Here is a 21186-nt window from a genome sequence, read left to right on the forward strand (position 1 = left end):
CCACCGCACGGACGGGTAGTCTCTGGGAGACGGTTTCAGACACCCGGTAAGGGAGCGTGTACTGGTGTCCTATCCCGGTGGCGGCGAGTCCCGTGACAACGCGTACGGCACGACGCCGCTGGTCACCGGTGACGCGGTGGTACTCGAACTGCGCCCGGCCGGGTTCGCCACACGCGCGGCCGCCATCGCGATCGATTTCCTGGTGCAGGTCATCGCGCTGATCGCTCTGGGCCTGGTCGTCTCCTGGATCGCGTTCAGCGTCGACCCCGCCGCGACGGCCGCGATCTCCCTGGCCACCACGATCCTGATCATCGTCGGCTATCCCACCGCGTTCGAGTCCATCTCACGCGGGCGCTCCCTCGGCAAGATGGCCCTGGGTCTGCGGGTGGTCGGTACCGACGGCTCACCCGAACGCTTCCGCCAGGCGCTGGCCCGGGCGCTCTCGGGGTTCGTGGAGCTGTGGATGACCTTCGGCGTGATCGCCCTGGTCACCTCGATGCTCAACCGGGACGGCCGCCGGGTCGGCGACTTCGTGGCCGGGACCATGGTGGTGGAGGAGCGCACCGGAAAGCGCCGCGACACGGTCATCCCGATGCCACCGCACCTGGCAGCCTGGGCGGCGGGCACCGAGCTGTCCCGCCTCTCCCCCGAGACCGCGAACTCCGCCCGCCAGTACGTGCTGCGTTACGGCGAGCTCGCCGAGCACACCCGGCACGAGATGGGCATCAAGCTGGCCGACGCGGTCGCCGCCCAGGTCAGCCCGCCCCCGCCGCCCGGCACCACCCCGCCGTTCTTCCTGGCCGCTGTGTTGGCCGAGCGCCGCCGCCGCAGCCTGGAGGCCATGGGCCAGGGACCACAGGGCGCCCAGGACCCGCAGGGCTACCAGAGCCAGGGGCACTACCCCCAGGGGCAGCCCCAACAGAGCTTCCCGGGCCAGGGGCAGAACCCGCAGCACCGCTGGTAAATCCCGGCCCATCAGAGAAAAGCGTCCACGGCGACCGCCTGGGCACGCCGTGTCGGAGGTAGCGATGAGCACGTTCGCGGTCATCATCGAGCGGGCCGAAGACGGTGCTTTCGGTGCCTGGTCCCCTGGCCTTCCCGGCTGCGTGGCCCTCGGGGACACGGAGGAGGAAACCCTCCGGGAGATGCACGAGACCGTGCGGGGGCACCTGGCAGTGCTCCGGGAACGGGGTGAAGCCGTCCCGGAGCCCAGCACCGTGGCGGCGACGACGTTGACCGCTGCGTGAGGGGTCAGGGGCGCCAGGAGTTGAGGTAGGCCTCCTGGTCGGGGGTGAGGGCGTCTATGCCCACCCCGAGGGCGGCCAGCTCCAGGCGGGCGACCTCGTTGTCGGTCTCCTCCGGGACGTCCACCACGCCCGGTGCCAGGGTCCCGTGCGCCTTGGCCAGCCACTCGGTGGTCAGGGCCTGCACGGCGAACGACATGTCCATGACGGCGGCCGGGTGGCCCTCGGCCGCGCCCAGGTTGACCAGGCGCCCCTCGGAGAGCAGCAGGAGCCTGCGACCGTCGGCGAACACGTACTCGTCGGCCTGCTCGCGTACGCCGCGGTCGACCGCCACGGACAGCGCGTCCAGGGCGTTGAGGTCGATCTCCAGGTCGAAGTGGCCGGAGTTGGCCAGGATCGCGCCGTCGCGCATCACCGCCAGGTGTTCGCGGCGGATCACGTCGCGGTTGCCGGTGGCGGTGACGAACACGTCCCCGACCGGGGCCGCGGTCTCCATGGTGGCGACCGTGTACCCCTGCATCACGGCGTCCAGCGCCTTGACCGGGTCCACCTCGGTGACGACCACGTTCGAGCCCATGCCGCGGAAGCGTTCGGCCAGGCCGCGACCGCAGTAGCCGAACCCTGCCACGACCACGGTGCGTCCGGCCAGGAGGGTGTTGGTGGCGCGCAGGATCCCGTCGACGGTCGACTGCCCGGTGCCGTAGCGGTTGTCGAACATCCGCTTGGTGCGGGTGTCGTTGACCGCCACCATCGGCAGCCGCAGTTCGCCCTCGGCGCTCATCCTGCGCAGCCGGATGACCCCGGTGGTGGTCTGCTCACAGCCGCCCAGGACCCCTTCGAGTAGTTCGGGGCGGTCCACGTGGGCGGTGTTGACCAGGTCGCAGCCGTCGTCCAGCAGCAGGTGCGGTCGGGATTCCAGGACCGTGACCAGGTTGCGGTCGTAGGCGGCGGTGTCCATCCCGGCCCAGGCGTGCACGGCCACCCCGTACTCGCTGACCAGCGCGGCGGCGGTGTCGTCCTGGGTGGACAGCGGATTGGAGGCGGCCAGCCACACCTGGGCGCCGCCCGCGCGAAGGACGCGGAGCAGGTTCGCGGTCTCGGCGGTCACGTGCAGGCACGCGGCCACCCGCAGACCTGCCAGAGGCTGTTCCCCGGCGAAGCGGGCGCGGACGCTGCGCAGGACGGGCATGGAGCGTTCGGCCCATGCCACACGGCGGACCCCGGCCCTGGACAGGCCGAGGTCCGCCACCTCGTGTGAGGGGAGTGTCATCTGTGGAAGGACTCGCCCCTAGTAGCGGTAGTGGTCGGGCTTGTACGGCCCGGACACGTCCACGCCGATGTAGGCGGCCTGCTCCTTGGTGAGCTCGGTCAGCTTGACGCCGAGCGCGGCCAGGTGCAGACGGGCGACCTTCTCGTCGAGGATCTTCGGCAGGGTGTAGACGCCGATCGGGTACTCGTCCTGCTTGGTGAACAGCTCGATCTGCGCGATGACCTGGTTAGTGAAGCTGTTGGACATCACGAAGCTGGGGTGCCCGGTGGCGTTGCCCAGGTTCAGCAGACGGCCCTCGGAGAGCACCAGGACGGACTTGCCGTTCTCCTGGGTCCACTCGTGGACCTGCGGCTTGATCTCCTTCTTCTTGATGCCGGGGACCTTCGCCAGGCCGGCCATGTCGATCTCGTTGTCGAAGTGGCCGACGTTGCCGACGATCGCCTGGTGCTTCATGCGCACGATCTGGTCGGCCATGATCACGTTGAAGTTGCCGGTGGTGGTGATGAAGATGTCACCGGTCTCCAGCACGTCCTCCAGGGTGGCGACCTGGTAGCCGTCCATGGCGGCCTGGAGGGCGTTGATCGGGTCGATCTCGGTGACGATGACGCGGGCGCCCTGACCGCGCAGCGCCTCGGCCGAGCCCTTGCCGACGTCGCCGTAACCGCAGACCACGGCGACCTTGCCGCCGATGAGGACGTCGGTGGCGCGCATGATGCCGTCCGGCAGCGAGTGGCGGATGCCGTACTTGTTGTCGAACTTGCTCTTGGTGACCGAGTCGTTGACGTTGATCGCCGGGAAGGACAGGCTGCCGTCACGCTGCATCTCGTACAGGCGCAGGACACCGGTGGTGGTCTCCTCGGTGACGCCCTTGATGCGCTTGGCGATCTCGGTCCACTTGGTGGAGTCCTTCTTGAGGCTCTCCTGGAGGAGCTTGAGGACGACCTCGAACTCCTCACTGTCAGCGGTGGAGGGGTCCGGAACGGCACCGGCCTTCTCGTACTCGGCGCCCTTGTGGACGAGCATGGTGGCGTCGCCGCCGTCGTCCAGGATCATGTTGGGGCCCTCGGCGCCCGGCCAGGTCAGGGCCTGCTCCGTGCACCACCAGTACTCCTCCAGCGTCTCGCCCTTCCAGGCGAAGACGGGGACGCCCTTGGGGTCGTCGACGGTGCCGTCGGGGCCGACCACCACGGCGGCCGCGGCGTGGTCCTGGGTGGAGAAGATGTTGCAGCTCACCCAGCGGACCTCGGCGCCCAGGGCGACGAGGGTCTCGATGAGGACGGCGGTCTGCACGGTCATGTGCAGCGAACCCATGATGCGGGCGCCCGTGAGGGGCTTGCTGTCACCGAACTCGGCGCGGGTGGCCATGAGGCCGGGCATCTCGTGCTCGGCGAGACGGATCTCGTCGCGGCCGAACTCGGCCAGGGAGAGATCGGCGACCTTGAAGTCGAAAGCCATGCGTTCCTCACTCGTCAAGTCATGGTTGCGTCCCGATTCTAGGCCCGGGAACGCCCCTCGGACACAAAGCTCACAGCGAGATGTCAGATTTGCGCGATGTGGGGGCGGAGGTGGGTTAGGGTCGCCTCCATGGCCGCCCTCGACGACGACCCCACAGCGCCCGGATCCGACCCCGCGCCGGTCCCCATCTCCGCGGCCGCCGAGCGGGTCGGCAGCACCGCCCGCATGCTGCGCTACCGCGAGGGCCTGGGCCTGCTCCCCCGCACCCAGGAGCAGCCCACCGGGCGCGGTCACCGGCACCGCCGGTTCACCGAGGAGGACCTGCGCACCATCGAGGGCGGGCTGGAGCTGGAGCGCGAGTTCGACATCCCGCCGGCGGCGCTGGCCTTCGCGCTGCGTGTGCTCGCCGAACCCGACGTGCTGGCCCGGGTCCGCGCGCACGGTGAACGCCTGGGCAGGCTGGCCGCCGCCCCCACCAGGGCTCTGGACTTCGAGAAGGAGAAGGCCATGCGCCTGCTGCGCTCCCGGCGCCCGGACCCTTCCGGCACCGGGACGCGCACCGGGCACTCTGGTTGACCCGAGGCCACGGCCGCCTCCGGACACCCAGACCAACCGTTCGGCATGTTTTGGCAAAGAGCCCACGGGCTACGGATGACACCGTGGAGAGCCAACTCGGCGACACCGCTTGGGAGACACTCCCCGAGCGCGTGCGCGTAGACCTCAGGGACGTCGACAGCCTGCGGGCGGTCTGGGCCAGACAGCGCCAGGACCAGACCCTGGACGCGCGCGGAGCCGCGCGGCGGGAACTGACGCGGGACCGCGTCCGGGAGTGGGGTGCCGATCCCGCGCTCACCGATCTCCTGCTGACCGGTTCGGCGGTGTCCGGGGAGCCGATGACCGCCCCGCACATCGCCGCGCTGGCCGGAAGGGTCGCCGAGCTGCCCGCGGGCGAGATCGCCGAAGGGGTTTCCGTGCCGCGGGCGCCGCGGCCGCTCAGGATCGTCCTGTCCTCCGCGCACGCCGACGATCTCGCCCGGGCCGCGACGATCCCCGCGCACCCCGTGGTACGGGCCGCGCACACCTATGCCGAGTGCGTGCGGGTCCTGGCCGAGGCCGCCGGGGAGGAGTCGGCCGGGGCCGAGTCGTCAGGAGCGCACGGACCGCACGGATCGACCGGGCCACCAGGGGCGCTGCCGTGGGTGCTGGCCTCCCGGGTCCTCCAACGGGCCGACTTCCCCCCGCTGCTGCTCGATCCGGGCGCTCCGCCGCCGGATCCGTGTACCGAGCGGGACCCCGGAGAGCGGCTGGCGATCCTGGTCGCGCACTTCGCGCGGCTGGTCACCGGGGCCCTGCGCGGAGAACTCGGTTGGAGCCGCACGGAAGGCCCCCCGGCCCAGTCCCCGGTCCCGCCGCTGACCGCGGTCACGCGCCGCCGCGTCCTGGAGTACGTGCGCTCCCGCCGCGAACCGGTCGCGCTGATCCTGCGTGCCCTGGCGCCCGGGGCGAGCGCCACGGTCACCTCGGGCGACGGAGTGGACGGGGCCGACACCGGCGAGGGCTGCTCCTCGCGCTGGTGGACCTGCCTGGAGCTGGTGGTGGGCGAGGTTTCCCTGGCCCTGTACGTGATCGTGCAGGACGTGGGCAGCCCGCCCTGCGGTGTGCTGGCGGTGACCGCCAACGCACGACTGGTCACCCCGGAGGGGGTCCGGCAGACGCTGGAGATGTCCAGGAGCGACAGTGTCACGGTGATGCCCACGGACTGCGTGGACGACCGCTGGCCGCAGGTGCGGGACCTCGTGGACGAGGCGGTCTCCCGCTCCATGAACGAGCTCACCCGAGTCTGAGGAGGTCTGAAGAGGTCTGAAGAGGCAGGCGTGACCCCGGGTCGGCGCTCGGCACCGGGGCCGGTCAGCCGCTGAGAAACAGGATCACCAGGAGCAGCAGCAGGATGATGATGGTGATCAGCACCGCCGGGATCACCCAGCCCTGCTGGAGGATCGAGTCCTGCTGGGCGGGCTGCGGCCGGTGCGCCCCGTGCGGGCTGTAGGTCTGGTTGGGGTTGACCGCGCCGGTCATCATCGGGTTGGCGTTCTGGGGCGTGGCGTGCGGCTGCTGCGGCTGCTGGGGGCGGCCCGGCAGACCCGGCCGCGGGTTGGACATGCCCGGGTGCGCGCCGAACCCGCCGTGCTGCGGGTTCGAGCTCATCGGGTGCCCCATCTGGCCGGGGCGGGGGTTGGACACGCCGGGTCCGGGCCCGTAGGGGTTGGGGTTGGAGACCCCGGGGTTCTGGCCCAGGCGCGGGTCCGAGACACCCGGCGGGTAGCCCATGCCCGGCTGCGCGCCGGTGGGCGGGTACTGCGGTGCCTGAGGCTGCACGGGCGGCAGCTGCTGGCCGTTGAACATGCCGGTCCTGGAGACCTGCTCGCCCTGTTTGAGCGCGTCGTCGGCGCTCGCGGAGGCGGCCTCGTCCGGGCCGTCGTGGCCGAGCAGCCGCATGAGCAGCTGCTGGGCGTTGGGGCGCCGGTTCGCGTCCTTGTCCAGGCAGGACTCGACGATCGTCCGCAGTGCGTCGTCGATGCCGTCCAGGTCCGGCGGGGCGCTGATCACACGGTGCACCACGGCCGGGACGGTGTCTGAGCCGAAGGGCGCCCGTCCGGTGGAGGAGAACGCGATCACGCAGCCCCAGGCGAAGATGTCGCACTTGTCGGTGATCCCGCGGCCCTCGATCTGCTCGGGTGCCATGTAGGAGGGCGTGCCGACGATCGAGTTGGTCATGGTGGCGGTGCCGTCGTCGACCCGGGCGATACCGAAGTCGATCACGCGCGGTCCGTCCGGGCCCAGCAGCACGTTGCCGGGTTTGAAGTCGCGGTGGACGATCCCCGCCTTGTGGATGGCGACCAGCGCCGTGGCGGTGGAGACGGCCAGGCGCTGGAGTGCGGCCCCGCGCACGGTCTTGCCCTTGGCGACGGTCTCCTGAAGATCCTTGCCCGGTACGAACTCGCTGACCACGTAGGGCGGGTCGCTGTCGAGCTGGGCGTCGATGATCGCGGCGGTGCAGAAGGAGGCGACCCGCTGGGCGGCCCGGACCTCTTTCTCGAACCGCTTGCGCAGGTCGGCGTCGGCCGACCACTGGTCGTTGAGGACCTTGACCGCGTACTCGTCGCCGGAGGGGTCCTCAGCGAGGTAGACGACGCCCTGGCCGCCCTTCCCCAGTCGTCCGGTCACGCTGTATTCACCGAACGCGGAGGGGTCGCTCGGCAGTAGCGATTCGGGACCGGGCATCGATGTCCTCCAGGGAGGTCGTCTTGGGCGGGGAGCGCAAAATCAGGGTACGGGTAGGAAACGCCGGGTAGGGCCGCGCGCGGCTCCGGCACCCGAAGGGCGCCCCTTACCCGGACGTACCCGATATGACTACCGAAACAGGGAGAACGTTCCGTCCCCCGCCGAACCTTTTTCAGGTCGCCCTTCGGTGGTCAGGAGATCTTGCGCGCCTCGTCGACCAGCAGGACCGGGATGCCGTCGCGGATCGGGTAGGCCAGACCGCTCTCGTCACAGACCAGTTCGTCGGTCTCCGGGTCGTGGCGCAGCGGCGCCTGGCTCTGCGGGCAGGCCAGGATCTCCAGCAGCCAGCCGTCGATCTTCGTGCTCATGGTTCTCGTTCCTCGTGTGATGACCGCGTGCGGCGGCCACGTGTATCGGTTAGCGCGCCCTGACGGCGCGACCGAACCGTGTACCGGTCGGGTGCCGGCGGGACCCCGGTCGGATCCCGGCCGGGGTCCCGCCGGTTACCGGACCGGGTCAGGCGCGGACGATGGCCAGGACCTCGTCGCGCAGGCCGGCCACGGCGGCGTCGTCGGGAGCTTCCACGTTGAGCCGCAGCAGCGGTTCGGTGTTGGAGGCGCGCAGGTTGAACCACGCCCCGCCGGGGAGGGTGACGCTGAGGCCGTCGAGTTCGTCGACGGTGACCCCGTCCCTGCCCTCGAACGCCGTGCGCACCGCGGCCATGCGACCGGGGGCGTCGGCGACCTCGGAGTTGACCTCGCCCGAGGCCGCGTACCGGGAGTACTCCTCCGTGATCTGCGAGAGCGGACGCTCGTCCGCGCCCAGGACCCGCAGGACGTGCATGGCCGCGAGCATACCCGTGTCGGCCTTCCAGAAGTCCCGGAAGTAGTAGTGGGCGGAGTGTTCGCCGCCGAAGATCGCTCCGGTCTCGGCCATGGTCGCCTTGATGTAGGAGTGGCCGACCCGGGTGCGCACGGGGTTGCCGCCGCGCTCGGCGACGATCTCGGGGACCGCGGCGGAGGTGATGAGGTTGTGGATGATCGTGCTGCCGGGCTCGCGCTTGAGCTCCTCGGCGGCGACCAGGGCGGTGACCGCGGACGGGGAGACGGGCTCGCCGCGCTCGTCGATGACGAAGCAGCGGTCGGCGTCGCCGTCGAAGGCCAGGCCGATGTCGGCTCCGGTCTCGCGGACCCGGGCCTGGAGGTCGACCAGGTTGTCCGGGTCCAGGGGGTTGGCCGGGTGGTTGGGGAAGGTGCCGTCCAGCTCGAAGTAGAGGGGGACGATCTCCAGCGGCAGGCCCTGCTCCAGGACGGCGGGCACGGTGTGGCCGCCCATGCCGTTGCCCGCGTCCACCACGACCTTGAGCGGGCGGGACCCGGAGAGGTCGACGAGGTCGCGCAGGTAGTCGGCGTAGCCGGCCAGCAGGTCCCGCTCCGTGACGGTGCCTTCGGGGCCGTCGTGGGCGGGCGCGTCGTCGGCGCCGTCGAGGATCTTCTCGGCCAGGGCGCGGATGTCGTCCAGGCCGGTCTCGCCGCTGATCGGCGCGGCTCCGGCGCGGCACATCTTGATGCCGTTGTACTCGGCCGGGTTGTGGCTGGCGGTGAACATGGCGCCGGGCAGGTCGAGGGAGCCCGAGCCGTAGTAGAGCAGGTCGGTGGAGCCGAGTCCGGCGAACACCACGTCCACGCCCCGGGAGGTGACGCCGTCGGCGAAGGCCCGGGCCAGTTCCGGGGAGGAGGGGCGCATGTCATGGGAGACGACGACGGCGGGACCGCCGACCACGCGGGCGAAGGCGGCGCCGACCGCCCGGGCGATGTCTGCGTTGAAGGTGTCCGGAATCACACCGCGCACGTCGTATGCCTTGAAGATGCTTCCGAGATCAGCCACGTCTGCTCCGGCCAGGTCGGTTCTGCGACGAATTCGGTCCAGCGCCCGGTTTCGATCGAGCGCCGTACAAAACTAGCAAGAGGTCGCGGGCTCAGCCGTTGGGGTGGTGCGGCGGACGTTGGTCACCGCGGTCGGACTTGACCACGCGCAGATGACCGCGGCGCAGGGTTTCCTGGCCCTCCCCCACGGGCTCACCGGGGGACGGCTCAGGGCGCGCCGGGGGCCTCGCCGCCTCACGTACGGCGTCGGCGAGGGCCTCCAGGTCATCACTGCCGGGACCACCTCCCGACGTCTCGACCGGAAGCCGAACGACTTCCCAGCCGCGCGGTGCGGTCAACCGCTCCGCGTGAACGGCGCACAGGTCGTAACAGTGCGGTTCCACGTAGGCGGCGAGCGGACCGAGAACAGCTGTGGAGTCGGCGTAGACGTACGTGAGCGTGAATACGGCGGGCTGCCTGCACGCGGTGCGGGAACAGCGTCGAACATGGCTCACAGCGTTTGACTGTATGCCTTTACCGAGGGACACGCCAGCATCGTCCCATGACCCGCACAGTTTTTGGGCGAGAGTTCTTGACCCGGGCAGGTCGCGGGCCCCTGCCGGGCACGGGATCCCCTTCTCGGTACTCCTGGGCCCACAGGACTACGCGGGGGGCTCGTGATGGCTTAGTCTCAAGGTGTGCGACGTGTGCGCCTTTCCAGTGGCCAACCAGACCGAGTGCGGCGCCGGGACCGCCGCGGCCGAGGCATCCGCGGTCCTCTCGTGCCCGCTGACCTGCCCGTCTCCCGCAGCCGAGCGCAGGCCTTCGACGACCTTGTCCTGGACGCCGTCGAACGCCTGGAGCGGTTGTGGGCGCGTGAGCTGGCGAACGTCGACTTCCTCGTGGAGGACGTTCCCCCGGTTCCGCGCCACGGGAACCCGACCGAGACGATCCCCTTCTCCCGCCTGGAGACCGACCCCGCGGGTCGGGCACGGATCATCGTCTACCGGCGGCCCGTGGAGATACGGACCAAAGATCCCGACGAGATGGCCCTCCTGGTCCACGAGACCGTGGTCGAGGAGGTCGCCAACCTGCTCGGGGTGGAACCGGAATCGGTGGATCCGGAGAACTAGAGCCGACCGGCACCGACCCCCAGATGCCACAGCACCGCCCCGGAGAGTACCCCCGGGGCGGTGATTGCCCTCTGCCCGCGGACGACCACCGGCGCGGCCTGGGGCCCGACTGTGGGCCGCCTGTGGGCCAGCAGCGGCCCAGGGGTCAGGGCTCCGGGTCAGGGGACCACGCCGGTCATGCTGTCCCGGACGACCGGAAGTTCGACCCGGACCGGGGCGGGGCGGACCGGAAGGACGCTGATCCCGTCCCCGGAGCGCAGGACGCGGGCCACGTACACCGGGCCCGAGCCCTCCAGCAGTTCCAGCCGTACCGCGTAGCCGTCCTCGGGGTCGACCCCGGAGGGTGCTGCCCAGCCGTCGGTGTCGGTACCGAAGACGTGGGTCGTCCCGGCGGCCACCTCGGCCCGCACGGCGTCTCCCGTGCTGCCGTCGGCGGCGATCGGCGTCGCCACGACCTTGGCGTCGCCGTCCAGGGCACCCAGGACCAGCTCCACGTCCACGCCCTCGGGCATGTCCGGGATGACCGCCGTGGTGTCCAGCGGGCCCGTCAGCGGGTCCACCGCGGCCGTGTAGGCGGTCTCCACGACGTTCACGTCGTCGCCGTCCACCTCGACCTCCTCGGCGATCAGCCCGGCGACCACGGGGGCGTCGGCCTCCACCACGACCGTCCCCGGGAGCCCGCCGAGCACGCTCTCCAGCGTGAGCCAGGCAGAGGCGGCCGGGGGGACGTTCAGGACCAGCGGGTCGTCGGCGGTTCCGGCGGTGCCGTCAGCCTCGGATTCGTCGTCTTCGGCTTCCTCAGGCACGGCGGTGATCGCGTGCACGCGGACCTGGACGGGCTCGTCGCCGGGCGCCGCCACGATGAGCCGCCGGGTGCCGTCGCCGCCGGGCACCCCGGGGATGACGTGTGCTTCATCGGGCGCCCGGGTAGGCGGAACCCAGTCCGCGGGCCCCGCGGAGTGCTCGGCGAGCAGGGCCGCGGCGGCGCGGCCCGTGCTGGTGCGCACGTGAACGCCGATGGAGCTGGTGTTCTGGATGAGCTCGGTGACGTCGAGTTCGGTGGACTCCCCCGGGCCCAGATGGATGCCCCGGCTGTCCGGCGAGTAGGAGGGGCCCTCCCTCGTGTAGATGTCCACGCTGACCGTGGCCCGGAAGGCCTCCGGGTTGGACAGGTGCACGGTGAGGGTGTCCAGGTCCACGCCGTCGGGATCGTTGGCCCCGGGCAGGGCGAACCACGTGCCGATGGAAGGTTCGGCGCAGCGGACCTCGGTGATGCCGTCGTCGGAGACGGTGGTCTGCGCGGCGTCCAGGCCGGAGGCCAGGGAGCCCTCGGCGTGCAGGGCGGTGGGCAGGCCGGCCTCGCCGGTGTCGGTACGCCAGACCCGTCCTGGTTCGGTCTGCTCCTCGCCGAGGAGCTCGCCGCGCTCGTCCGCGTCGCCGTCGGGGCTGGGTGAGGGGCTCGGGCTCGCGTCGTCGGCGTCCTCGTCGCCCTCGTTCTCGGCGTCCTCGTCCTCGTCCTCGTCGGGCGGCTCGACAGCCTCGACCAGCGGGACCGCCCACAGCACACCCTCGTCGTCGCGGCTGACCCGGGGCGCGAAGGCGGCCACCGAGCTCTCCGCTCCGTCGTCGGAGGACTCGTGCGGAGCCGGGCAGACCCGGGCGGCCAGGTCGGGCCGGACCGCGCCCCGTTCGGACACGCCCAGCTCGGGGTTGACCGGCCGGATCACGAACGCGACCCCGAACAGGGCGAGCAGCGCCAGCGCGACCAGCCCGAACAGCGCGAACCGGTTCTCCACGATCAGTCGCATGACCTACTCCTCCCGCTCGTTGTCGTCGGTGCCCTCCGAGGCGTCACGGTCCCGGGACGATCCGGCACGGCGCTTGCCCCCCGAAGATCTGCGGGTCCCCGCGCGGCGGGTGCCCCGGGTACCGCGTCGCTTGCCGCGGACCACGGGGATGGAACCGGTCGTGGTCGGCCCGGTGTCGGGCTCGCCTTCCCCTGAGGGGCGCTCTTCGGCGGGCCCCTCAGCAGACTCCGCGTCCGGAGCGGCGACGACCTCCACCGCACCCGTGTCCGCCGGTTTCCCGCGCCGTGGACTCCCCCTCCTGGACCTGCCGGAACGGGCCAGCGGGCCCCGGCTCGGCCGCCGCGGCCGGGGCATAGGGGTGGACTCGATGAGCTTGCGTTCCTCCTCGGTGCGCACGCCCGGGGCGGCGAGCACCGCGACGACCAGGAGCAGGATCCCCTGGGTGACCACCCAGGCGGTGTGCACCAGGTCCGTGTGCCACACGCGCAGTTCACCGCCGTGCACCGGCAGGGCCCAGGCCTGGGTCCCGTTCTCGGTACTCACCTCGGTGAGCTCGGTGCCGTCCAGGGTGGCGCGCCAGCCGCCGTCGGCCGGTTCGGCCAGGGCCAGGCGGCGTCCGGTGCGCCCCTCGCCGACCTCCGCGGTGAGCTGGTCGGCCGCACCCTCCACCTGGAGCGTCTCGGCCTCCAGACCGTCCTCGGAGACCGTCCGCAGCGCGCCGGTGGTCTCCACGATCCGCCAGAGCCCGTAGTGGTCCGACAGCGACTGCCGACCCAGCCCGGGGGTGCCGTCGAGGGTGTCGACCATGGTGGCGTCAGCGGGGCCGCCGCGTTCCGGACGCGGGTAGAGCACGTACTGGATGCCGTAGTCGAGCAGGGTGTGCAGCTGGTCCCCGCCCTGACCCGCGGCGAGCTCGGCCACGGCCCGGTCCACGGCGGCGCGGGCCTGGGGTTCGGGCAGGACCCGTTCCTCGCCCAGCCTGGGCTCCCGACCGCGGACCACCACGTAGTCGACGCTGCCGTCGTCGGCCGGGGTGATGATGACCGTGCGGGGGTCGGTGCCGTCGGAGCTGACACTCTCCAGCGCACCCGGGACCGAGCGGGGGGCGTTCGCGGTGATCGGGCCGTCCACGCCCTCCCACATCCACAGTCCCGCCGCCGAGACCGGGGTGGCCAGCGCGAGCGCGGCCACCCCCAGGGCGAAGTAGCGCTTGAGCCCCCCGATGCGAATCATGTTCCCGAAGGCGCGGGCCGCCGTGGAGGCCGTCAACAGCACGGCCGTGGCGGCGAAGGCCAGAGCGACGCCGGGCCAGACCTGGGCGGGCGGGCCGCCGAAGTAGGGTTCGATCACGATACGGCTGGTCAGGACGGCGATGAGCATGCCGAACAGGGCCAGGCACCAGCCCGCCGCGACCAGCATCCGGTTGCGGAGCAGGAGCAGCGAGCACAGGGCGGCCGCGATGAACCCGGCCGTCACCCAGTACGGGGGCGTTCCCGGGCCGCCCGGGGAGAGCATGAGCAGCTCGACGGGGGTCGCCCCGGGATCGGACAGCTCGGGCCGGTGCAGTCCGGCCTCCAGCAACCACAGGCTCGGGTGCATCAGGAGTTCGAGGGTCCACGGCATGAGCAGGACCACCGGCACGGCCAGGCTGATCGCCACACTGACGTAGATCCGGCGGCCCAGGTGACCGAAGGCGACCGCGACCAGAACCCCGGTGACCAGGCACAGAAGCCAGACGATGGGGACGAAGGCGGTGGCCACGGTGAGGGCCAGGCCCAGCCCCCAGGCGGACCGCCGCGAGGACTTGGGCGGCATGGAGACCATCCGGACCAGCAGCAGGCCGAGGATCGGCAGCAGGGCGTGCACCAGGGCGGTGCCCAGGCGGCCCTGGGCGACGGCTCCGGTGGCCATGGGCAGCAGGGCGTAGGCCCCTGCCATCCACAGGCGGGCCGGGCGGAAGCGCAGCACCTCGCGGGCGAGCAGGTAGGAGGTGAGCCCGGCCAGCGGCACGCAGCCCAGCAGGATCACCATCACCGCGATCCACGGCTGCCCCAGGGTGAGGGTGGACAGCAGCGCGAGGAAGCCCACGTAGGGCGGGATCGGTCCGGAGGACCCCACTCCGCTGTCCGGGTGTCCGGACAGGTACAGGTTCCACAGGTCCAGGGCGTTACCGGTGACCGGAGGCAGGGCGCCGCCCGCGAGCATCCCGCCGAACAGCAGCGAGCGTTCGGCGATGATCGTGATCACGGTCAGGCCGATGACCAGCAGGGGCCCCGGTTGCAGGACCACCCGGCGCAGGAACGAACTGGAGTCGTCGGCGGGGCCGTCGTCCTCCTCCCCCGGCGCGGTGGTGACCGCCTGGTGGCGTCCGGCGGTGTCGCCCACCCGTTCACCGGTGAGGACGCCGGTGACCGCGTCGGCGAACTGGCGCATGGCCACACCCCTGGCCAGGTAGGGCCGGATGGCGCTGTAGGTGCGGCGGCGGTCGCGGCGGCGCCGGAAGCGCGCCCGGGCCAGGCGGAAGGGCCGACCGTAGACGAGAGTGATCGCGGCCGCCTCGTCCAGCGCGTTGGCCGGCTGCTTGATGAGCAGGTACATGATCACGCGCAGCAGCGACCCGACGGAGTTGCGCAGCAGCGCGAACACCATCCCGCCGAAGGGCAGGTTGGCCAGCAGCACGAACACCGCGTGCCTGCGGTCCACCCGGCGGGGGTGGTTGCGGGTGGCGGTGATCCTCCGGCGGCGGCGGGCCGAGGCCTCGGCGTGGTAGGCGACGGCGTCGGTGACCATGCGAACCCGCAGCCCGGCCCCGCCCACGCGCCAGCAGAAGTCGATGTCGTCGCGGAACAGCGGCAGCGCCGGGTCGAAGCCGCCGAGGCGGTTCCACACGTCGCGGCGGACCAGCATGCCCGCGCTGGAGACGGCCAGCACCTGGCGGGTGCCGTCGTGCTGACCGTGGTCGAACTCACGCTGCTCCAGCCCGGTCTCGCGGCGGCCCGCGCCGTCGATGGTGACGCCGACCTCCACGAGGAGACGGCGGTCGAACCAGTCCCGGAGTTTGGGGCCCAGGACGGCGGCGCGCGGGTCCTTGTCCGCGGCGGCCAGGAGCTGTTCGAGGGTGTCCTTCTCCGGGGTGAGGTCGTCGTGGATGAGCCAGATCCACTCCGTGGCGTCGTCGTCGAACCCGTGCACCTCGGTGGTGGATCTGGGCAGGTCGAGGGCGGCCTTGACCGCATCGCCGTAGCCGGTCCGGGCGGGCAGGTCGAGGACGGCGTCGGCCGGGAGGTGGTCGGCGAGGACGTCGGGGCTGCCGTCGGAACTTCCGGTGTCGGCGGCCACGACCCGCTGCACCGGCCGGGTCTGGGCGCGGAGCGCGGACAGGGTTTCCGGCAGCCACCGTGCGCCGTCGTGGGACACGATGACCGCGGTGACGACATGGCGGGAGGAATCCAGGTCAAGCACGGCTGTGGTGGGTTCTCTCCGGGAGAAGGGTCGGGCCCGTGTGCGGGTCCGGGGGTGTCTGCCGGCCGTGGCGGCCGGTGGGCGCGCGTGTGCGCCGAGCGCGGCTCGCGGACGCGAACGCGGGACATCACGATACGCCACCCCGCATCATTACGGACCTATTCGGTCGGGGTGAGGCTGGGGCGACCATATCGGAGCATTCGTCACCGGTGGGGCAACCCGCCCCAATCCTGCCCAAGGCCATGAAGGGTGCCGAACATGAAAAAGGCGCGCCCGGGCTCGTGGCCCGGACGCGCCGCAACGCGTACTCCTACAGCATGTCCGCCAGGAAATCGAAGTCTCCCCCGGCGGCTTTCTTCAGCCTTCGGCGTTCACGCTCGGAGAGTCCCCCCCAGATGCCGAAGCGTTCGTCATGCTCCAGCGCGTATTCCAGGCACTCCGCACGAACCTCGCACGACTGGCAGACCTTCTTGGCCTCCCTCGTCGAGCCGCCCTTCTCGGGGAAGAACGCCTCCGGGTCCGTCTGCGCGCACAGGGCGCGCTCCTGCCAGCCCAGATCTTCGTCCGAGCCGTGCGCCAGCGGGATGACCTCGCTCATGCGCACCTCCTGTAGCCCCCCAATAGATGTCCCCGACCCTTTTCGTCCCCCGGGCCGGCTGGAAATCCCACATTGGAATTACACGCGTGCGCATGACTGTGAGTCAAGCGCCCTGCGTGGTAATCCACTGAATATCATGTAACGAACCTCCAACGGCAGGCCCGCGATGTCCGTTCTGTGGATTACCACGCAATTCACGTACCTTCCCAAGGTGTGGGGAGCGTGGCGATTCAGGCGGGCTCAGCGCTGGCCGTCGTTGCCGTACCAGTTCTGTTGGTTGTCCGTACCGCCCTGTCCTTGCTGGTCAGAGCCGTACGGCGAGCCGGACTCGTACTGGTTTCCGTACGACGCACCGTTCTGGTCGGGCGTCTCGGTACCAGTGTTCTCACCGGAGTTAAAGAATGGTTCAACTCCGGGCTCGGAGGGCGTCTGACCCTGCTGGGCCGGGTCCTGGTACCAACCGTGCTGGATGGCGTCCTGGGCCTGCTGGTCCGCGGCGGGCTGACCCTCGTAGGTCTGCGGCGCGTACTGCGCCGGGTCGTAGCCCTGGGCTGCGGCGTCCTGACCGTAGGCCTGCTGCTGACCCGAAGCGTCCTGGCCGTAGGCCTGCTGAGCGCCGGTGCCGTACGCCTGCTGCTGAGCAACCGCGTCCTGACCGTAGACGGCCTGCTGGCCGTACGCGTCCTGACCGTAGGCCTGCTGCTGACCCGAAGCGTCCTGGCCGTAGGCCTGCTGAGCGCCGGTGCCGTACGCCTGCTGCTGAGCAACCGCGTCCTGACCGTAAGCGGCCTGCTGAGCAGCCGCGTCCTGACCGTAAGCGGCCTGCTGAGCAGCCGCGTCCTGACCGTAAGCGGCCTGCTGGCCGTACGCGTCCTGACCGTAGGCCTGCTGCTGACCCGAAGCGTCCTGGCCGTAGGCCTGCTGAGCGCCGGTGCCGTACGCCTGCTGCTGAGCAACCGCGTCCTGACCGTAAGCGGCCTGCTGAGCGGCGGCGTCCTGACCGTAAGCGGCCTGCTGGCCGTACGCGTCCTGACCGTAGGCCTGCTGCGGTGCACCCGTCTGCGTCGGGTCGGCGACCGGGTAGCCGGGCTGGGCGAACGACTGCTGGGCGCCGGTCGCGGGCGGGAACTGCTGCTGGTTGTACATCTGCTGCTGCGGCTGTGCCCGCGGGACGACCGTGGGGTCGTTGAAGATCTTGATCAGGTAGAACCCGAAGAAGCCGAGCACCGCGATCAGGGCCGCCCGGTGCAGGAAGCCCGCGAAGGCCAGACCGCCGTTGTCGATGTCGATGAACCCGCTGATCAGACCGATCAGACCGAAGAGCAGGCCGACACCGACCATGATCATCGCGGTCAGGATCACCGGGAAGGACGCCGGGCGGGTGCGCTCGCTGGTGAGCACCAGGGCTACCGCGGCCACCAGCAGCAGGGTGATGGTGATGCCGTAGAAGGAGGACCCGGCCGCACCCATGGCCCAGGCGAAGCTCCCGTTGTACTCACTCGATCTGATGATCAACTCGATAAGTCCGGCAAGCATCTGGACGCCCACGGCCCCCAGCAGGACCCAGGCCCCGGGAAGGCGCAGGCGTTCTAGTGTTTCGTTGTTCAAGAGAGGTTCCCCTCTGCTGCTTCGCCGTCGCGTCGGAGGAAGCTTGGCATATCGTCGGGCTGTCGGGTGAATCGGCCGGGGCGCGCCGGGGAAGGAAACGGGGACACCGAACGCGGGGCCGATGGAGTGGGATGGCGACCGCCGCCCGAAGGTTCACACACCGTCGGTACCGGAACGGTCACGCCAGATCGTACCCACGGTGGGGCAGACGACCCATACACGCCCCCAGCCTGCCAGACTTGGGCGCATGCGGATAGTCGTACCGGCCGGCGGTATCGGCGGCGCGCGCTTCCTCCGCGGCCTCAAAGCCGCTCTGGGAACCGACGCTGCGACCGAATCGAACCAGGCCACAGACCACCAGATCACCGTCATCGGCAACACCGGTGACGACATCACCCTCTTCGGTCTCCGGATCTGCCCAGATCTGGACACTGTGATGTACACCCTCGGAGGCGGGATCAACGAGGAGCAGGGCTGGGGCAGGACCGACGAGACCTTCACGGTCAAGGAGGAACTCGCCGCCTACGGGATGAAGCCCACCTGGTTCGGGCTGGGTGACCGGGACACCGCCACCCACATCGTGCGGGCTCAGATGATCGCCGCGGGCTACCCGCTCTCCGCGATCACCACCGCCCTGTGCGACCGCTGGCAGCCCGGTGTGCGGCTGATGCCGATGACCGACGACCAGGTCGAGACGCACGTGATCGTCAACGACGAGGAGGGGCGCCGGGCCATCCACTTCCAGGAGTGGTGGATCAGGCACCGGGCCGCGCTGCCCGCCGAGCAGATCATCAGCCTGGGCGCGGAGAAGGCCAAGCCCGCCCCCGGTGTGATCCGCGCCATCCGCAACGCCGACGCCGTCATCATCCCGCCGTCCAACCCCGTGGTGAGTGTGGGCTCCATCCTCGGTATCGAGGGCATCCGCGAGGCCATGGTCGACAAGACCGTGGTGGGCGTCTCCCCGATCATCGGCGGCGCACCGGTGCGCGGGATGGCCGACGCCTGCCTGAGCGCCATCGGGGTGGAGACCAGCGCGGGCGCGGTCGCCGAACACCTCGGCTCGGACCTGCTGGACGGCTGGCTGGTGGACGAGGCCGACGCGGGCACCGAGGTGGACGGGATCGAGGTGCGTTCCCGCCCGCTGTACATGAGCGACCCGGCGGCCACCGAGGCGCTGGCCCAGGCGGCCCTGGACCTGGCGGTCGAGCTGTCCGAGCGGAAGGCCCAGGGGCAGTGAGCGCGCATCCCGGGACGCCGGAATCCCTGACGCCGGACGTGCGGGTCTCAGAAGTACGGGTGCGCGGACTCGGCGGGATCCCCGAAGTGGCTTCGGGCGACGACCTCGCCGCGCTGATCGCCGACGCCGTGGCCGCCTCGGAGCAGCCCCTGGCCGACGGCGACATCCTGGTGGTCACCTCCAAGATCGTCAGCAAGGCCGAGGGGCGGTCCCTGCCGGGCGACGACCGCGAGGCGGCCATCGACGCCGAGACCCAGCGCGTGGTGGCCCGGATGGGCCGCACCCGGATCGTGCAGACCCGGCAGGGCCTGGTCATGGCCGCCGCCGGGGTGGACGCCTCCAACGTCGAACCCGGCACCGTGCTCCTGCTGCCCGAGGACTCCGACGCCTCCGCGCGCGCCCTGCGCGCGGGCGTGCGCGCGCGCCTGGGCGTGCGCGTGGGAGTCATCGTCTCGGACACCTTCGGGCGCCCCTGGCGGATCGGCCAGACCGACGTCGCCATCGGCGCGGCCGGGCTGCGTGCCGCCCAGGACCTGCGCGGCACCGTCGACACCCACGGCAACCTCATGGAGGCCACGGTCAACGCGGTGGCCGACGAGATCGCGGGCGCCGGTGAGCTGGTCAAGGGCAAGACCTCCGGGGTGCCGGTCGCCGTGGTCTCGGGCCTGGGCGACCTGGTCACCGAGGATGACGGGCCCGGCGCCGCGGAGCTGGTCCGCTCGGCCGACGCCGACCTGTTCCGGTACGGGTCCAGGGACGTGGTCGCGGCCCGCCGCACCGTGCGCTCCTTCACCGACCGGCCGGTGGATCCGGCTCTGGTGCGCCGGGCGGTGGCCGCCGCCGTGACCGCGCCCGCCCCGCACCACACCACGCCCTGGCGGTACGTGCTGGTGGAGTCCGCCCACACCCGCAAGCGGCTGCTGGACGCGATGCTGCAGGCCTGGGTGGCCGACCTGCGCGGTGACGGGTTCACCGAGGAGCAGATCGCCAGGCGGACCAGGCGCGGGGACGTACTGCGCGGCGCGCCCTACCTGGTGGTTCCGTTCCTGGTCGCGGACGGCGCGCACCCCTATCCGGACGAGCGCCGGGCCGACGCCGAGCGGTCGATGTTCCTGGTGGCCATGGGCGCCGGGGTGCAGAGCCTGCTGGTGGGCCTGGCCATGGAGGGTCTGGGTTCGGCGTGGATCTCCTCCACGATGTTCTGCGCCGATGTCGTGCGCGAGGTGCTGGACGTGCCCGGGGACTGGCAGCCGATGGGCGCGGTGGCCGTGGGTTACGCGGCCGAGGCCCCCAAGGAGCGGCCACCCCGCGACCCGGACGCCTTCGTCGAGATCCGCTGACCCTGTCGGTGGTTGGCTGCCCTGTCGGCCTGATCTGGGACTGATCCAGACCGAACGGGTCCTTACCGAACTCGGGAGGATCGAGCGCACGGCGAGGCCCGGTGTCCTCTCGATGGAGCAACGGGCCTCGTCATCACCAACAACAACGCAGAAGGCCACTACCGTGGGGTGAGTAGTTCCTCCACCCGCCGCCGAACATGCGGGAGCAAGCGGGCGTGAAGGTCGTCGCGTACCGCTGCCTGGATCACCTCCGCAGCGATGATCAACTGAGAGAACCGCCCGGCTTCGGTCTCCAACACGTCGGCGAACACCTCGCGCACCCTGGCCGCTGTTCTCGGTTCGGGAAGCGCGTAGGTGTGTAGAACGGCGGCGTCGTATCCAGCTGGGGCCATCCCCCACCCCTCCCAGTCGATGATCGCTAGCGGGACTGCGGTGAGGTTGGCCCAGTGGAGGTCTCCGTGAGAGGTCTCCCACTCCGACACAGTGAGGTCCGTGCCCGCCAACTCCGGGATGAACTTCGGAAGGCGTTCGATGAACCCGGGTGTGTGGCTTCGCTGCCGGTGCTGTGGCACGGATGCCTGACGAAGACGATCGAGCGCGCCCCGCAACTCGTTCCACCAGCGGTCCGAGACCGAAGGCGGTTCGGACAGGTCAGGGGTCTTCGACGCCATACGGCCGGTGAGCCGTTCCCATAGGTGGGCCTGGAACACCAGGCCCGTCTCCGGCTCGGCCCAGGCATGTTCACCGAGCAGAGACGGCCGCGGAATCGTGTCATCGAGTAGCACGTCAGCGAGCGTAGAACCCTCCCACATCCTCCCGCCCGGCTTGGTCGCACTCATCACCCGCAACCATGCCGGAACTCCGTCGACGGTGGCCGGGCCGCT

At 71.0% G+C, this 21186-nt stretch carries 18 protein-coding genes; 7 read left to right on the forward strand and 11 right to left on the reverse strand.

What is annotated here, in order from left to right:
• The first annotated feature begins 64 nt into the window (after positions 1-64).
• Together NE857_RS28185 and NE857_RS28190 are read left to right on the forward strand one after the other, a co-directional pair.
• Positions 65-964, forward strand: a complete 900-nt coding sequence (locus NE857_RS28185) for an RDD family protein (RefSeq protein WP_254418386.1) — start codon at positions 65-67, stop codon at positions 962-964.
• Between the two features lie 64 nt (positions 965-1028).
• Entirely contained in the window at positions 1029-1247 is a 219-nt protein-coding gene (locus tag NE857_RS28190; RefSeq protein ID WP_254418387.1) for a type II toxin-antitoxin system HicB family antitoxin, read from the forward strand.
• A gap of 4 nt (positions 1248-1251) precedes the next feature.
• Here NE857_RS28190 and ahcY (NE857_RS28195) read toward each other — a convergent pair whose 3' ends face one another.
• The gene (ahcY, locus tag NE857_RS28195) at positions 1252-2514 is read right to left on the reverse strand and encodes an adenosylhomocysteinase (protein ID WP_254418388.1); all 1263 of its coding nucleotides are present in this window, start codon (positions 2512-2514) and stop codon (positions 1252-1254) included.
• Positions 2515-2532: 18 nt separating this feature from the next.
• Positions 2533-3969 (reverse strand): adenosylhomocysteinase, encoded by a 1437-nt coding sequence (gene ahcY, locus NE857_RS28200; RefSeq protein ID WP_017583238.1) that lies wholly within the window; start codon positions 3967-3969, stop codon positions 2533-2535.
• A gap of 129 nt (positions 3970-4098) precedes the next feature.
• Here ahcY (NE857_RS28200) and NE857_RS28205 point away from each other — a divergent pair, with 129 nt between their 5' ends.
• Positions 4099-4545: a MerR family transcriptional regulator gene (locus tag NE857_RS28205; protein WP_254418389.1), complete on the forward strand. Its 447-nt coding sequence runs from the start codon at positions 4099-4101 to the stop codon at positions 4543-4545.
• An 83-nt stretch (positions 4546-4628) separates the two neighbouring features.
• Positions 4629-5813, forward strand: coding sequence for a hypothetical protein (locus NE857_RS28210; protein ID WP_254418390.1), 1185 nt, complete (start codon positions 4629-4631; stop codon positions 5811-5813).
• 64 nt (positions 5814-5877) lie between these two features.
• On the opposite strand, the gene NE857_RS28215 is transcribed toward NE857_RS28210, so the two are convergent.
• The 4 genes from NE857_RS28215 to NE857_RS28230 form a co-directional block, all read right to left on the reverse strand.
• Entirely contained in the window at positions 5878-7251 is a 1374-nt protein-coding gene (locus NE857_RS28215) for a protein kinase domain-containing protein (protein WP_254418391.1), read from the reverse strand.
• Positions 7252-7442: 191 nt separating this feature from the next.
• Positions 7443-7619, reverse strand: coding sequence for a Trm112 family protein (locus NE857_RS28220; protein WP_014911237.1), 177 nt, complete (start codon positions 7617-7619; stop codon positions 7443-7445).
• 148 nt (positions 7620-7767) lie between these two features.
• Positions 7768-9138, reverse strand: a complete 1371-nt coding sequence (locus tag NE857_RS28225) for a phosphomannomutase/phosphoglucomutase (RefSeq protein WP_254418392.1) — start codon at positions 9136-9138, stop codon at positions 7768-7770.
• Positions 9139-9229: 91 nt separating this feature from the next.
• Positions 9230-9631 (reverse strand): DUF3499 domain-containing protein, encoded by a 402-nt coding sequence (locus NE857_RS28230; protein WP_017583234.1) that lies wholly within the window; start codon positions 9629-9631, stop codon positions 9230-9232.
• Between the two features lie 222 nt (positions 9632-9853).
• On the opposite strand from NE857_RS28230, the gene NE857_RS28235 reads away from it, so the two are divergent.
• Positions 9854-10249, forward strand: a complete 396-nt coding sequence (locus NE857_RS28235; RefSeq protein ID WP_026116965.1) for a metallopeptidase family protein — start codon at positions 9854-9856, stop codon at positions 10247-10249.
• Positions 10250-10407: 158 nt separating this feature from the next.
• Here NE857_RS28235 and NE857_RS28240 read toward each other — a convergent pair whose 3' ends face one another.
• The 4 genes from NE857_RS28240 to NE857_RS28255 all read right to left on the reverse strand — a co-directional run bounded on the left by NE857_RS28240 (position 10408) and on the right by NE857_RS28255 (position 17725).
• Positions 10408-12057, reverse strand: coding sequence for a DUF5719 family protein (locus NE857_RS28240; protein WP_254418393.1), 1650 nt, complete (start codon positions 12055-12057; stop codon positions 10408-10410).
• A 3-nt stretch (positions 12058-12060) separates the two neighbouring features.
• Positions 12061-15519 carry a glycosyltransferase family 2 protein gene (locus NE857_RS28245; RefSeq protein WP_254418394.1) on the reverse strand — a complete coding sequence of 1153 codons (3459 nt, stop codon included), beginning with the start codon at positions 15517-15519 and terminating at the stop codon, positions 12061-12063.
• A 310-nt stretch (positions 15520-15829) separates the two neighbouring features.
• Complete coding sequence (locus NE857_RS28250) at positions 15830-16117, reverse strand: WhiB family transcriptional regulator (RefSeq protein ID WP_014908913.1); 288 nt, start codon at positions 16115-16117, stop codon at positions 15830-15832.
• Positions 16118-16357: 240 nt separating this feature from the next.
• On the reverse strand, positions 16358-17725 hold the full coding sequence (locus tag NE857_RS28255; protein WP_254418395.1) for a hypothetical protein: 1368 nt from the start codon (positions 17723-17725) through the stop codon (positions 16358-16360).
• Positions 17726-17972: 247 nt separating this feature from the next.
• Between NE857_RS28255 and cofD the strand changes: the two genes are divergently transcribed.
• Complete coding sequence (gene cofD, locus NE857_RS28260; protein ID WP_254418396.1) at positions 17973-18962, forward strand: 2-phospho-L-lactate transferase; 990 nt, start codon at positions 17973-17975, stop codon at positions 18960-18962.
• Between the two features lie 38 nt (positions 18963-19000).
• Entirely contained in the window at positions 19001-20302 is a 1302-nt protein-coding gene (locus NE857_RS28265; protein ID WP_184372275.1) for a coenzyme F420-0:L-glutamate ligase, read from the forward strand.
• A gap of 158 nt (positions 20303-20460) precedes the next feature.
• On the opposite strand, the gene NE857_RS28270 is transcribed toward NE857_RS28265, so the two are convergent.
• On the reverse strand, positions 20461-21087 hold the full coding sequence (locus tag NE857_RS28270) for a phosphotransferase (protein WP_254418398.1): 627 nt from the start codon (positions 21085-21087) through the stop codon (positions 20461-20463).
• Positions 21088-21186: the final 99 nt, after the last annotated feature.

The sequence above is a fragment of the Nocardiopsis exhalans genome (assembly GCF_024134545.1).
In the GTDB taxonomy this organism is placed as follows: domain Bacteria; phylum Actinomycetota; class Actinomycetes; order Streptosporangiales; family Streptosporangiaceae; genus Nocardiopsis; species Nocardiopsis exhalans.

Bases quoted from the DNA above. Each gene is read 5' to 3' on its own strand.
- NE857_RS28190 (WP_254418387.1), top strand. From the start codon at position 1,029: ATGAGCACGTTCGCGGTCATCATCGAGCGGGCCGAAGACGGTGCTTTC.
- ahcY (WP_254418388.1), bottom strand. From the start codon at position 2,514: ATGACACTCCCCTCACACGAGGTGGCGGACCTCGGCCTGTCCAGGGCC.
- ahcY (WP_017583238.1), bottom strand. From the start codon at position 3,969: ATGGCTTTCGACTTCAAGGTCGCCGATCTCTCCCTGGCCGAGTTCGGC.
- NE857_RS28205 (WP_254418389.1), top strand. From the start codon at position 4,099: ATGGCCGCCCTCGACGACGACCCCACAGCGCCCGGATCCGACCCCGCG.
- NE857_RS28215 (WP_254418391.1), bottom strand. From the start codon at position 7,251: ATGCCCGGTCCCGAATCGCTACTGCCGAGCGACCCCTCCGCGTTCGGT.
- NE857_RS28220 (WP_014911237.1), bottom strand. From the start codon at position 7,619: ATGAGCACGAAGATCGACGGCTGGCTGCTGGAGATCCTGGCCTGCCCG.
- NE857_RS28240 (WP_254418393.1), bottom strand. From the start codon at position 12,057: ATGCGACTGATCGTGGAGAACCGGTTCGCGCTGTTCGGGCTGGTCGCG.
- NE857_RS28250 (WP_014908913.1), bottom strand. From the start codon at position 16,117: ATGAGCGAGGTCATCCCGCTGGCGCACGGCTCGGACGAAGATCTGGGC.
- cofD (WP_254418396.1), top strand. From the start codon at position 17,973: ATGCGGATAGTCGTACCGGCCGGCGGTATCGGCGGCGCGCGCTTCCTC.